Annotated in this window: 14 protein-coding genes and 1 riboswitch; of the genes, 9 read left to right on the top strand and 5 right to left on the bottom strand. The window is 54.6% G+C overall.

The window, feature by feature from the left end:
- Positions 1–6: 6 nt before the first annotated feature.
- Entirely contained in the window at positions 7–1,752 is a 1,746-nt protein-coding gene (locus ACLD72_RS08455) for an alpha-glycosidase (RefSeq protein WP_410999080.1), read from the bottom strand.
- 364 nt (positions 1,753–2,116) lie between these two features.
- Between ACLD72_RS08455 and ACLD72_RS08450 the strand changes: the two genes are divergently transcribed.
- The 4 genes from ACLD72_RS08450 (at position 2,117) to ACLD72_RS08435 (ending at position 5,623) form a co-directional block, all read left to right on the top strand.
- Positions 2,117–2,971 carry a transporter substrate-binding domain-containing protein gene (locus tag ACLD72_RS08450; RefSeq protein WP_410999078.1) on the top strand — a complete coding sequence of 285 codons (855 nt, stop codon included), beginning with the start codon at positions 2,117–2,119 and terminating at the stop codon, positions 2,969–2,971.
- Between the two features lie 99 nt (positions 2,972–3,070).
- Entirely contained in the window at positions 3,071–3,733 is a 663-nt protein-coding gene (locus ACLD72_RS08445; protein WP_410999076.1) for an amino acid ABC transporter permease, read from the top strand.
- A complete protein-coding gene (locus ACLD72_RS08440; protein WP_410999074.1) occupies positions 3,720–4,442 on the top strand; it encodes an amino acid ABC transporter ATP-binding protein in 723 nt (240 codons plus the stop codon). The genes ACLD72_RS08445 and ACLD72_RS08440 overlap by 14 nt, the downstream gene beginning before the upstream one ends.
- A gap of 346 nt (positions 4,443–4,788) precedes the next feature.
- A riboswitch (cyclic di-AMP (ydaO/yuaA leader) is annotated at positions 4,789–4,962 on the top strand.
- Between the two features lie 4 nt (positions 4,963–4,966).
- Entirely contained in the window at positions 4,967–5,623 is a 657-nt protein-coding gene (locus tag ACLD72_RS08435) for a 3D domain-containing protein (RefSeq protein WP_410999072.1), read from the top strand.
- 74 nt (positions 5,624–5,697) lie between these two features.
- Here the strand turns inward: ACLD72_RS08435 and ACLD72_RS08430 are convergent, their stop codons facing one another.
- Positions 5,698–6,546 carry a polysaccharide deacetylase family protein gene (locus ACLD72_RS08430; protein ID WP_458475707.1) on the bottom strand — a complete coding sequence of 283 codons (849 nt, stop codon included), beginning with the start codon at positions 6,544–6,546 and terminating at the stop codon, positions 5,698–5,700.
- A 153-nt stretch (positions 6,547–6,699) separates the two neighbouring features.
- On the opposite strand from ACLD72_RS08430, the gene ACLD72_RS08425 reads away from it, so the two are divergent.
- Genes ACLD72_RS08425 through mobB form a run of 5 tightly spaced genes read left to right on the top strand, consistent with a single transcriptional unit; the run spans position 6,700 to position 10,491 of the window.
- Positions 6,700–7,395 carry a dihydroorotate dehydrogenase electron transfer subunit gene (locus tag ACLD72_RS08425; protein WP_410999070.1) on the top strand — a complete coding sequence of 232 codons (696 nt, stop codon included), beginning with the start codon at positions 6,700–6,702 and terminating at the stop codon, positions 7,393–7,395.
- The gene (locus ACLD72_RS08420; protein ID WP_410999068.1) at positions 7,392–8,330 is read left to right on the top strand and encodes a dihydroorotate dehydrogenase; all 939 of its coding nucleotides are present in this window, start codon (positions 7,392–7,394) and stop codon (positions 8,328–8,330) included. Before ACLD72_RS08425 ends, ACLD72_RS08420 begins: the two co-directional genes overlap by 4 nt.
- Positions 8,331–8,366: 36 nt before the next feature.
- The gene (gene lpdD, locus ACLD72_RS08415) at positions 8,367–8,693 is read left to right on the top strand and encodes a prenylated flavin chaperone LpdD (RefSeq protein ID WP_410999066.1); all 327 of its coding nucleotides are present in this window, start codon (positions 8,367–8,369) and stop codon (positions 8,691–8,693) included.
- Positions 8,690–9,961: a molybdenum cofactor synthesis domain-containing protein gene (locus ACLD72_RS08410; protein ID WP_410999064.1), complete on the top strand. Its 1,272-nt coding sequence runs from the start codon at positions 8,690–8,692 to the stop codon at positions 9,959–9,961. The genes lpdD and ACLD72_RS08410 overlap by 4 nt, the downstream gene beginning before the upstream one ends.
- Before the next feature lie 26 nt (positions 9,962–9,987).
- Complete coding sequence (mobB, locus tag ACLD72_RS08405) at positions 9,988–10,491, top strand: molybdopterin-guanine dinucleotide biosynthesis protein B (RefSeq protein WP_458475705.1); 504 nt, start codon at positions 9,988–9,990, stop codon at positions 10,489–10,491.
- 73 nt (positions 10,492–10,564) lie between these two features.
- On the opposite strand, the gene xerS is transcribed toward mobB, so the two are convergent.
- The 3 genes from xerS to ACLD72_RS08390 are packed head-to-tail and all read right to left on the bottom strand — an operon-like array spanning position 10,565 to position 12,815.
- Positions 10,565–11,653 (bottom strand): tyrosine recombinase XerS, encoded by a 1,089-nt coding sequence (xerS, locus tag ACLD72_RS08400; RefSeq protein ID WP_410999060.1) that lies wholly within the window; start codon positions 11,651–11,653, stop codon positions 10,565–10,567.
- The gene (locus ACLD72_RS08395; RefSeq protein ID WP_410999058.1) at positions 11,650–12,324 is read right to left on the bottom strand and encodes a spermine/spermidine synthase domain-containing protein; all 675 of its coding nucleotides are present in this window, start codon (positions 12,322–12,324) and stop codon (positions 11,650–11,652) included. The genes xerS and ACLD72_RS08395 overlap by 4 nt, the downstream gene beginning before the upstream one ends.
- Before the next feature lie 44 nt (positions 12,325–12,368).
- Positions 12,369–12,815: a MarR family winged helix-turn-helix transcriptional regulator gene (locus ACLD72_RS08390; RefSeq protein ID WP_410999056.1), complete on the bottom strand. Its 447-nt coding sequence runs from the start codon at positions 12,813–12,815 to the stop codon at positions 12,369–12,371.
- Positions 12,816–12,828 lie beyond the last annotated feature (13 nt).

The raw sequence follows: 12,828 nt of genomic DNA, 5'->3' as shown, positions 1-12,828 counted from the left end.
TGCGGTTTATTTTAAACGCCGGTACAAAATGCGGAAGCCATAAGGATCGAGCGAGACGTTCATGACGCCGCCGACGGGCGCAACCGGCTCTTCGGTGAGTCCGTCGCGCCAATCGCTTGTCTGCATCGGATGGGTCAAGGTTCGCGGTTCGGGCGTATTGTTCATCCAAACCGTAAAATGCATCGCCTCGTCCATACGTTCATAAATGATGCACGGGTCCCCGGGTTCGGCATGAAGAAAGCGGAAGCGGCCCTGCCGCAGCGCGGTGTGCTTTTTGCGGAGCGCGATCATCAATTTGTAGAAATCGTACAGCTCCCGGTCCTGCTTGCTTTGATCCCATTCCATGCATTTCCGGCAATCCGGGTCCCCGTCGCCGGTCAGCCCGATTTCATCGCCGTAAAACACGCACGGCGTTCCGATGTACGTAAACAAAAACACGACGCACAGCTTCAGCTTGCGTTTGTCGCCGCCGACTCGGGCCAGCAGGCGGGGGGTGTCATGGCTGCATAGCATGTTGAACACGACCTCGTTCGTCTGCTGCGGATAACGCATAATCAGGGCACCCATTTCATCCGAAAAAGCGCAGCCGTCCATGCCCCCGGTAAAAAACTCCAGCACCTTGTCAGCGAACGGATAATTCATGACCGAATCGAATTGGTCGCCGAGCAGCCAGTTAAGCGAATCGCTCCAAACCTCGCCAATCAGGTAGGCGTCCGGATTGGCCCGTTTGACGACCTGGCGGAATTCCCGCCAGAAATGATGGTCGATTTCGTTGGCCACATCGAGCCGCCAGCCGTCCAGCTTGATCTCCTTGATCCAGTACTCGGCGACGCCGAGCAAATATTCCTTCAGCTGCGGGTTGGCGGTGTTGAATTTCGGCATTTTCGGAAAAAAGCCAAATGTATCGTACGTTGGAACTCCGTTTTCCACGCGCGCCGGGAACTTGTTGACATGAAACCAGTCGGCGTAAGGAGAAGCGGCCCCGTTCTTCAGCACATCCTGAAACGGCGGAAACTGCTCGCCGCAATGGTTGAACACGGCGTCGAGCACGACGCGGATGCTGCGTTCGTGGCAGCTTTCGACGACCTTTTTCAGCAGCTCGTTATCGCCGAAATGGGGGTCGACTTGTTTATAGTCCATCGTATCGTATTTATGATTGGAGGGCGCGGTAAACAGCGGCGTGAAATAGATGGCCGTGATGCCGAGGTCGACCAGGTCGTCGAGATGATCGAGAACGCCCTGCAGGTCGCCGCCAAAGAAGTTTTCCCGGGTCGGCTTTCCGCTCCAGGTCTCCACCGGCTTCGGATCATTGGACGGATCCCCGTTAGCAAACCGCTCCGGTATGATTTGATAAAAAACCGCTTGTTTGGCCCATTCCGGGACTTTAAACACCTCGATCTCGTGAATATACGGAAATTCGAACAATTCGCCGGGCGGGGTTGGCTCTTCCGTTTGAATTCCCGAATCCTGCACGTACACCGTTTCGGCTCCGGAAACCAGTTTAAAAGCGTATGACAGACGCTTGAATTTGGGCCGGACGGACACCTCCCAATAGTCGAACATCCGGTCATGCGCCGCTTTTTCCATCGCCAGTTCCTGATAGGTGCCTTTCCAGTCGTATTTGTCGCCCGTGAGGGCGAAAACCCGTTCGACATCATCCCGTTTCGTGCGAAAGCGAAGATGAATTGTTGCTGGGTCATAGGCATAGGCCCACTTGTCCCGGGGGACGTGATAGAGAGCTTCAAGCAGCACGGATCGACGCCTCCTCTTTTTCATCGAGTATTGGTTTCCATGGTCCCATTATTCCCAAACTTTTCGCGGAGCATGAACTGGAGATAGCAGGTTAGCCGGCGGCACGCTTGATGATGAGCAATGGGGGGTTGTTTATCAAACCATCGTTCAATATGTACCGCGCCATAAATGGCCGAGGGTCAAGCGGTAATAATTGACCAAAGTATTATAAATGAAGGGCGCGCGGGAGAGCGGGGAACGGTTAATGTGTGAAAATCTGATGAATGGCATGAAAATCCTTTGCATATATATACAATCTGATTTATAATTAGCCCAGTAATGATCACGTTAATAATTTGTGGAAAAAAGGACAGGAGAGAGACGAATGAAAAAATGGGGCATATTACTAACAGCTGTCTTGATGCTAACTTTCGTGTTGGCAGCCTGCGGACAGGGAAAAAATAACAGTGCAGGCCAGGCCGGTAATACCGGAGGCCAAACCACACAAAACGGCGCGCAGGCGGCCGAACCGGATACAACTACAGCGGACAAAACATTGACAATTGGTATGAGCGCGGATTTCCCGCCGTACGAGTTCCACATTAAAAACGAGCAAGGCGAAGACCAAATCGTCGGGTTCGACGTAGAGATCGCCAATGAAATCGCCAAGGACATGGGCGCGAAGCTGGAGATTAAGGATTTGAAGTTCGACTCCTTGCTGAACGAGCTGGCAAGCGGCCGTGTGGATCTGGTCATTTCGGGGCTGAGCCCGACGCCGGAACGCGCCAAGCAAATCGATATGTCGAAAATTTACTACAAAGCCGAGCAGGCGGTAGTGACCCGTGAAGCGGATAAAGACAAATTCAGCACGATGGAATCGCTGGAGGGCGCTAAAATCGGCGTGCAGCTAGGCTCCATTCAAGAGGAAATGGCCAAGAAGGTCCCGAACGGTAAACTGACTTCACTGGCCAAAATCAACGATATTATTATGCAGCTAAATACGAACCGTGTGGATGCGGCCATTTTGGAAGGTCCGGTAGCGGAATCGTTCGTTAAGAACGTCAAAGGGCTTGTCATCACCGACGCCAAACCGGAAAACGAAGATGAGGGTTATGTAATCGGCGTGAAGAAAGGCAACCAGGAGTTGCTGGATCAGGTGAATTCCACGCTGGACCGCTTGATCGGCGACGGCAGCATCGATAAATTCGTCACTGAAGCGAGCGCGCTGGCCGAGAAATAATGGCGGATTGCAACCTGCAGAAAATAGCGAAGGTCTTTTTCGCTATTTTCTGTTTTTTTGCGTAAGGGTTTGAGGTAAACGAGGAGGAATGAATGCTTTATGGATTTGATTTCGATGTTTATGGAGTATAAGGGCTACTTTCTGGCCGGCGTGCAGTATACGCTGGTGCTGGCGGCGATCAGCGTGGTCTGCGGTTTTTTCCTGGGGCTGATCATCGCCTTGCTGCGCATGTCGCCTTGGGGGATCGTGCGTTTTCTCGGCCATGCCTGGGTGGAATTTTTACGCGGCACACCGATGATGGTGCAACTGCTGATCATTCACTATGGGTTTGCGTTTATGTTCGACATCAACTTTTCGCCGATTCAGTCAGGGGCGATTACGCTGTCGATCAACAGCTCGGCTTATTTGGCGGAAATTTTCCGCGCCGGCATCCAGGGCGTGGATCGCGGGCAAGGGGAGGCCGCCCGTTCACTGGGAATGACCAAAGGGATGGCGATGCGGCATATCATCATTCCCCAAGCGATCAAATCGGTGCTTCCTGCGATCGGCAACGAGTTCATCACGATTATCAAAGAATCGTCAATCGTATCGATCATCGGTACGACCGAGCTGATTTTCCAGGCGCAATCGGTCGTGACCATTACGTACGACGGCATGACGCCGTATCTGATCATCGCAATCATGTACTTTATTTTGACATTCACCTTGTCCCGTATTTTGGGCGTGTTCGAAAGGAAGTTGAAGACCAGTGATCACCGTTAAAGGTTTGCATAAAAAGTTTGGCCAGCTGCACATTTTGAAGGGGATCGACCTGGAAATTTCCAAAGGCGAGGTCGTCGTCGTCATCGGTCCCAGCGGATCGGGGAAAAGCACGTTTTTGCGCTGCCTGAACCTGCTGGAGGTTCCGACCGAAGGCGAAATCCGTTTCGAAGGCGAATCGATTACCGGGAAGGGGCACAACATCAACAAAACCCGCGAGAAAATGGGTATGGTGTTCCAGCATTTCAACCTGTTCCCGCACAAAACCGTCCTCGACAACATTACGCTGGCGCCGATCCGCGTGAAAAAGCTCGACAAGGGCAAAGCCGAAGCGATCGCCATGGATCTATTGCACACGGTCGGGCTGGAGGATAAACGGGACGCGTATCCTTCCCAGCTGTCCGGCGGGCAGAAGCAGCGGATTGCGATCGCCCGCGCGCTGGCGATGGAGCCGCATGTGATGCTGTTTGACGAGCCTACCTCGGCGCTTGACCCGGAAATGGTCGGCGAGGTGCTGGACGTGATGAAGAACCTGGCGGAGCGGGGGATGACGATGGTCATCGTCACCCATGAAATGGGCTTTGCCCGCGAGGTCGGAGACCGGATTCTGTTCATGGATCAGGGCGTGATTCTTGAGCAGGGGACGCCGCAGGAGGTGTTCGGCGCGCCGCAGCATCAGCGCACGAAGGATTTTTTAAGCAAAGTGCTGTAGGGTTGATCGCAATCCGATGAATTCAGGCTTCTCCTTAGCGGTAAAAAATGGTCTTATTGCCGGACATTTTACACTTCGGGTTGAAATAGCGGAAGTTTTTGTACCTATTCTTGGGCAGATGCCGCAAATGAGGCGGAATTTTCTTGCTCCTTTGAACAATAAGGACAAAAATGACCGCTATTTTTTGTTTGCCTGCTCATTTGGCCAAATAACGCCCAAAATGACCGCTATCCACTTCCAATTTTACCGATTTGTCATGATTTCTTCGACGAATTTATCGCATGGGAATGCGGGTTTCCGCGTTATGGATACTATTTCCTGCCCCAATGGTTACAAAATTGTGATATATTCAGGTAAGCCAAAACCTGCCTCGGCAGGTGCGGGGGATGATTCACCGAAAAACGGAGCGTTTAACGGACGAGGCCGGTTTTCTTGGGGTGAAGCGCTGAAACAGGGCGCCGGGGATATCCTTTTTCCCGAATCCGACAACTAACTCCGCAGGCGTATAAAAGGAGGACGGACAGTTGAGAAATCGCATATTTTCGAAAATCGCAAAAACAACACTGGTGGCCGCAAGTTTAGCGGCGGTTTTGCAAACGGTACCTGTGCACGCGGATGCGGTACATACGGCAGGGGAAGGAGATACCTTCTATCTGTTGTCCAAGAAATACGGGGTCGGCTTGGAGCAGTTGATGGACGCCAATAAAGGGATTGATCCCGGCAATATATACGAAGGGTTGAAGTTGACGATTCCGGAAACGGAAGCTCCTGCGGCAAAGACGATGAAAGCCGAAGCGGCGTCGGGGCCAAACTTATTGGCAACGGACAAAGTCGTCGAGGCCTGGGGAAAAACGTTTAATTATTCCAATACGATTCAGGTGAAAGCATCGGCCTACTCGGCAGCCGCCGACGAAAACGGAAAATGGGGTGCGGTCGATTATTTCGGCAACCCGCTGAAGCTTGGTACGATCGCCGTCGACCCTAGCGTGATTCCGATGGGAACGAAAGTGCTGGTCACCGGCTATGACCATGAAGGTTTGCCGAAGCAGGCGTTCGTGGCCACCGCCAGCGATCAGGGGAGCGCGATCAAAGGCAAGCGCGTCGACATCTTCATTCCCGGCAGCAAAGCATCCGCCATGACGTTCGGGTTTCAGGATGTCACCCTGTACGTGCTGAAGTAAGGTTCATTTTTGGTAAGCCAATTTATAAAGCGCGAGCGCTAGACTATAGGGTCTGATGCCTCGCGCTTTTCTTTTTATCTATACTTCGTCGTATGCAGCAATTCGGCTAAATCGACAAACTGATAACCTTTGGCCCGCATCGTTTGTATAATTTCCGGCAAAGCCTGGACCGTCCCGTTTAAGTTAGATCCGACGCCCCCTCCGGCGTGGAAAAGCACGATCGACCCGGGCCCTGCGGCGCCGAGTACGTTGGCTTCGACCTTGGATTTGTCCAGCCCTTTCCAATCCAGCGAATCCACGTTCCAGTTAACGATGGTGTAGCCGTTTTTCTTAACCCATTGGATTTGAGGTTCGCGGATTTCGCCGTAGGGAGGACGGATCAGCTTCGGCCGATACCCGACGGTTTGCTGAATGATTTTATCCGTGCGTAAAATTTCCGCTTGAAACTGCTTTAGCGACCGTTTTCCGAAATTCGGGTGGCCAAAGGAATGATTGCCGATGAGGTGGCCCTCATGGTGGATCCGTTTTACGAGCGCGGGGAATTTTTTCGCCCGGTTGCCGACGACAAAAAAGGTCGCCTTTACGCCCTGCTTTTGCAAAACGTCCAAAACCCGCGGCGTAAATCTTGGGTCCGGCCCGTCATCAAACGTCAGCGCCACCTGCTTGACTCTAGGTCCGTGAAATTTAAAGGTTTCGGAATATTTGCGCTGGAGCTCGCTTAAATCGGCCGGCTTGGGCTTGGCGTTCGCCTGAACCTGTGCGGCGGCTGTGGCGCTTGCTTCCGTGCCGTTAGGCTTTAGCGCGGCAGCCACAGCGCGGGGCGTTTCGGAAAGGGCCGGCATGACGGGCATGCTTCCCCCCGATAAACCGGTCACCGCCAAAATGGAAATGGAAATCAGCACGTTTCTGAACAGGGTAGACAACGAATTTTCCTCCTTCGTCCGGGTGTTGTTATGATTTGGTATGCCCATCTTTACCGGGATTTATAAAGAAGCATGCTATGAAAAACATCACAGACGTTCTTCCCGAAAAATTGCATTCTTTGATGAAGCAGACGTAAGGAAGAGGTGGATTTGGTGGCTATTGTGGTTAGCAACAGGCACATTGCTGACGGCGTGTTTTTATTGATGGCGGAAGGCCGCTTTGCCGGGAAAATGGGCCAGTTTTATATGCTCCGCGCCGGCGAAAGGTATCCTTTGCTGTCGCGGCCGATCAGTATTTTTGATTTGACGGAGGACCGGATCGGATTTTTGTACCGGGTTGCCGGGGAAGGAACCAGGCTGATCTCCCAGCTGAAGCCCGGCGATTCGCTCCAAATGGAAGGGCCCTTTGGCAACGGCTTTCCCCCGTTGGCGGGGAAAACGGCATTTGTCGGCGGCGGCATCGGCATCGCCCCGTTTTATTTTGCCTTGAGAACGGCGCCGCAGGCCGATGTATTTCTCGGCTTCAGCCAGGAAGCGTACATGGTGGAGGAGTTTCGCCAGGCGTCTACGGGCCGGATTTTGGTGGATGTGGGCGGATCGATACTCGACCGCGTCGATTTTGGCGCATATGATACGATCATCGCCTGCGGACCGCATCCGATGCTGCAAGCCGTGCAGCAAAAGCAGACGAGTCCGGAAAGCCGGGCCAAGGTGTACGTGTCCCTGGAAAACCGGATGGCCTGCGGTATCGGCGCTTGTTTGGTGTGCAGCGTGAAATGCCGGGATGGCCGCAAAAAAGCGTGCACGGATGGTCCCGTTTTTCCGGTGGAGGAGGTGGTGTTTGCGTGAGCGGGATCGACTTGTCTTGTTCCATCGCCGGGGTTTCCTTTAAAAACCCGATCGTCATGGCTTCCGGCACGTTTGGTTTCGGACGGGAGTACGGTGCGCTGTATGATCTCAACCGGCTTGGAGGGATCTGCGGCAAAGGCTTGACCCTGCATTCGAAGGCGGGGAACGACGGCCTTCGCGCGGCCGAGACGCCATCCGGGATGCTTAACAGCGTTGGGTTGGAAAATCCGGGCGTCGCCGCCTTTCTCCGCGAAGAATGTCCGTATTGGGAAAAGCTCGATTTGGCGCGAATCGCCAATCTGGGCGGAAACACGCTGGAGGAATATGCGGAGGGCGCGCGCCTGATCGATGAGGACGCCGCCCGGCGCAAGCGGGAGGGGCGTCAGGCGGTCGATATGATCGAGTTAAATATCTCCTGCCCCAATGTGAAGGAAGGCGGAATGGCCTACGGGATCAAAACGGAGATCGCCCGCGGCGTTGTCCGCGAGGTGCGCGCGGCCACGAAGCTGCCGCTGATCGTCAAGCTGTCGCCCAATGCCGAAGACATCGCCGGGATGGCCGCGATGTGCCAGGAGGAGGGCGCGGACGGGGTCTCGCTGGTCAACACGTTTTCGGCTATGAAAATCGACATTTACCGGCGGCGCAGCTTATTCGACAACCTGTACGCCGGTTTGTCGGGACCGGCGATCAAGCCGATCGCATTAAGGATGGTCCATCAGGTGTGCCGGGCCGTTACGATTCCGGTCATGGGTATGGGCGGCATCAGCAGCGCCGAGGATATCATCGAGTTTATCATGGCCGGGGCGGCCGTCGTTCAGATCGGGACCTACAATTTCGTGCAGCCGCGCGCGGGCGAGCAATTGGTGGCCGGGCTGACCGAGTTTATGCGCGCCGAAGGCATCCGAAATTTGGACGAAATCCGCGGAATCCTTTAAAATGTGGTTACATGGACAAAAGGAGGCTGCGGCATAGTGACATTTGACGACATCAAGCTGGAGGCGATTCCGATGGGGCGCGATTTGCTGCTCACGATTGGCGGCGGAGAGGTCCATATCGGGGCGGCGTCCACCGCTTATGAGGCGGAGGAGGGCATCGTCGTGCAAACCTCGGCCGTTCCCGGCCATAAAGAGCACACGCTTAGCGAGGAATTCGCCCGCCGGGCCGCCGCGGCGCTGAATCGGACGGTGACCGTGGTCATGGGAATCCATTACGATGATTTAAGCAAGGCGGAAATTGTGGCCGTTTCACAAAAAGCCTCCGCTTTACTGGATGAATATTTGCAGGAGGTTAAAAAATGACTACCGATTCAGGGCAAGACAAGTTTCGCCGCAAAGCGCTGCAGGTTCCGGACGCGCAAGCAAGGATTTTGCCTTATGTCCACCGCCTGCCGGCAGAAACCGTAGCGCTGCCGGACGCACAAGGGCGTATTTTGGCCGGGCAGGTCACATCTCCGCATCCGTATCCGCATTTTCGCCGCTCGGGGATGGACGGCTTTGCCATCCTCAGCCGGGATACGGCTGGCTGCGGCGCGAACCGTCCCGTGCTGCTTGAGGTTGTGGACGAGATCCCCTGCGGCTTTTTGCCTTCCGTATCGCTAACGCCAGGAACAGCGGCACGCATTATGACCGGTGCGAAGGTGCCGGACGAAGCCGATGCCGTGGTCATGTTTGAAATGACCGAGACGGTCCAGGAGGACGGCAAAACATACATCCGGCTCGTCCGGGAGATCGAGCCGGGCAAGAACATTACCCCCGTGGGATTGGAGCTCGCCGCGGGAGAGGTTATTTTGGAGCCTGGACGTAAGCTGGGGGCCGGTGAGATTTCCGTGCTCGCGACGTTTGGAATCGACCGGGTAGCGGTGATCAAACGGCCGCGGATCGCGATTTTTTCCACCGGTTCGGAGCTGCTGGCAATCGGCGAACCGCTGCAGGACGGAAAAATCCGCAACAGCAACGCGTATATGCTGGCCAGCCAGGTGAGGGAAGCGGGCGCAGAGCCGGTGATGCTGGAGGCGATTCCCGACGACCTGGAGCTGGCCCGCCTGCGGGTGCGGACGGCATTTGCCGATTATGATGCGGTGGTCACGACCGGGGGCGTCTCCGTCGGGGATTTCGACATTATGGCCGATCTCGTGTCCGGAGGCGATGTCGAAATGCTGTTCAACAAAGTGACGATGCGTCCCGGCAGCGTGACGACCGCCGCCGTGAAGGACGGGAAGCTGTTGTTCGCGTTGTCCGGAAACCCCGGCGCCTGCTTTGTCGGCTTCGAGCTGTACGTGCGCCCGGCGATCGGCCGGATGCTTGGCGTTCCGCAACCGTTTTTGCCGGAAGTAACGGCGGAGCTGGCTAGGTCTTACCCCAAAATCAACAACTTTACCCGTTACGTTCGGGGGAGACTGGAAGTACAAGAGGGCAAGCTTTATGCTTATCCGGCCGAACTCGACGAATCGAGCGTGATGATTACGATCAAGGACAGCGACGCGTTGATCGTCATTCCTCCTTCCAGTGAACCGAAAGAAGCGGGAGAAATGGTCACCGTGCTGAAACTTCCGGGCGGTTCTGTTTGAGCATCAGGAACAAGGAGGGCAACGAAATGGCGCCGATCATCCAAATCGTCGGCTATAAAAACAGCGGTAAAACGACGTTAATCACTCGCCTGCTGGAGATGTTTCATGCCATGAATCTTCGCGTTGCCGTCATCAAACATGACGTCCACGGCTTTGAGGTTGATCGGGAAGGGACGGATACATACCGCCACCGTGAGGCCGGCGCTGCCGCCGCCGCCATCGTCTCGCCATGGCGAACGGCGATCGTGGAAGAGCGGGAGACGCCGCTGGCGGGGTTGATCGGGCATTTTCAGGCGTACGATCTTATTCTGGTTGAAGGGTTTAAGCGCGAGCCTTATCCGAAAATGGTGCTGCTCCGCTCCGCCGAGGACGCGTCTTTGCTGACGGAGCTTAACGGGGTTTGCGCCGTGGTGTACAGGGAAGGGGAGATCCCCGAACTGGAGCAGCTAAAGCAGCCCGGGCTTCGCTGCTTTGAGCGGAACGATCTGGACGGGATTGCGGCGTTCCTCAAGCAACATGTTCTCGTCTGAACAAAAAAGGACTCTCCAGCTTAAATAACGGGGGAGTCCTTTTTTGTCGTACGGTGGCCGGCAACTGACCTCTTTACGATCCGCCACTGACTCGGCGCTCAATCGCTTCGGACATCGTTTTGTCGGTGAGATGGGCGTAAACCTCGGTCGTTTCCGTCGAGGCGTGGCCGAGCTGTTCCTTCGTTTTATAGATGTCGTTTTGCAGATAATAGTCCGTGGCAAAGGAATGGCGAAGCTTATGCACGGTCAGGTACGGTTTGCCGAAACGTTTGGCGTATTTGATGATCATCGCCTGAATGGCCCGTTTCGTCATCCGCTTGCCTTCCTTTTGCCCGTTGGGGATGGCGACGAACAGCGCTTTTTCCCGTTTCGGCGTGCGGTAACGCGTGTGCCGCAGCGTTAAATAATGGGCGAGATCGTCTTTGGATTGCTCGCGGAAATAAACCGGTGTTTTGAACGTTTCGTCATTGTTCCCTTTGCGGTACACATAGATGAGCTTGTTGTTCAAATCCAGATCGTCGGCGTTCAGGTTAACGACCTCGGACACCCGCAGTCCCGAATTTAGAATCAGACTGGCGATGCAGGCGTCGCGTTCTTTATTTTGCTCGTAAGCGTACAGCGCCTGCTTATTACCCTCGATATCGTGGCCATACCCTTCGGCGATGTAGCCGATAAATTCGAGCAGTTCATCCTCCTCGAGAATTTTCCCCTTGAGCTTGGCCGCCGTATCCTTCGGCTTGTGGATGCGTTTGATTTCCACCTTGGCCATAATGTTGCGTTTCAGCAGCGGGTAGAAATTTTCATCCTCGGCGATTTGGCTTAAATAATGGAACAGGGAGCGGAGGGACGACATTTTGCGCGATACCGTGATTTTTGAATTCGTCCCCTCGGTCCGGGTCGTCAAATGCAGCCGGTAGCCGACGACGTCCTCCATGCGCAGCGTCTCCAGATCGGTTAGCGTGACTTCTCCGTTCTTTTCCGCCTTCGTTAATCCTTCGGCCCGCAGCCAGCCGAAAAACTGCTCATAGTCCCGCACGTACTCCAGCAGCGTGGAAGGGGACAGGTCGGGCAGCTTATAATCGATGAACTGCTGCACAAACCATGGCATTAACGGCGTTTTTTCGTCGAGTTTTTTACGGTCGATCGCTTTTTGCACATTCACAGGCCGGCACCTCCAGCCCGCACCAGAAACACATAATCCGGATCGCCATGGCTTTGCGGCACTTCCCGGATCTCCACGTTCCCGAAAAAAGCGTGCAGCCGCTCGGCGAACTCCGGAGAGGGAGTGGCGCTCCAAAAAGAAATGCATCCGTCCGGATTGATCCGCCGGCTGAGCGCTTCAAGTCCCCGGTTGTCGTACAGCGACGCGTTCCCGTCAAACACCTTCCAGTCCGGGCCATTATCGATATCGAGGCAAATCAGGTCAAACGTTTCGTCAGTCTCCCAAATCCAGGCGATTAGATCGGCGTGCACCAGCCTGGTTTTCGGATGCCGCAGGGCATTATCCGATACCGGGGCCAGAACGGTCCGGTTCCATTCGATCACTTTCGCCTCGATTTCGACGACCGTAACCTCCTGTACCCGCGGGTCCCCCAGCGCTTCCTGCAGTGAAAAGCCGACGCCCAAGCCGCCGATCAGCACTTTGCCGGGGGTTTTCGTTTGCTCCAGGGCGCGCTGCACCAGCAGCCGTTCTGATTCCCCATTATAAGTTGCCATCAGAAATGTGCCGTTGCTGATAATTTCATAAAATTCGCCGCGCCGCTGCAGTTGAATTTCCCCGTACGGAGTAGAGGCGCGTTCGATGATTTCGGCGGGATGATGGGTATCGTTCATAAATAACTACCTCCCATTTAGTTAACATAACAATAATTATGTATCTAATTTTCATTTGCTTTGGAATGATCCAGCAGCGCCTGGTTAAATCTCTCCAAATACTGGCCAAATTGCCAGGTATCCTCGTCGGACCAATCTTTGAGCAGTTCACTGATCCGGTTTAACCGGACCAGCTTGTAAGCAAGATACTCCGTGGTCCCCAGCTCCGTGATCTCCAAAAAATACGCCCGGCGGTCATCGGGATCGGGCGTGCGCTTGACGTAGCCTTTTTGCTCCAGTGCAGCAGTCTGCCGGCTTACGGTGGAGATATCCAGTTGAAATTCGTCAGCCAACGCTTTGACGCCGATGGAGCCGAAGGAGCGGATGTGATGCAGCAGCAAATAGGCGGAGCGGTCCAGGTTGCCGTTTTTTTTCGCCGCGGTTACGAAGGTAATCCGGCGATATAAGATGGCGATTTCCAACTCGATCGTTTCCAGGGAATTTTGATCCATATCATGAATACCT

It is taken from the genome of Paenibacillus lacisediminis (assembly GCF_046567315.2).
The sequence above is the reverse complement of the archived record's forward strand: the minus strand, read 5'-3'. Positions and strand labels throughout refer to the sequence as shown.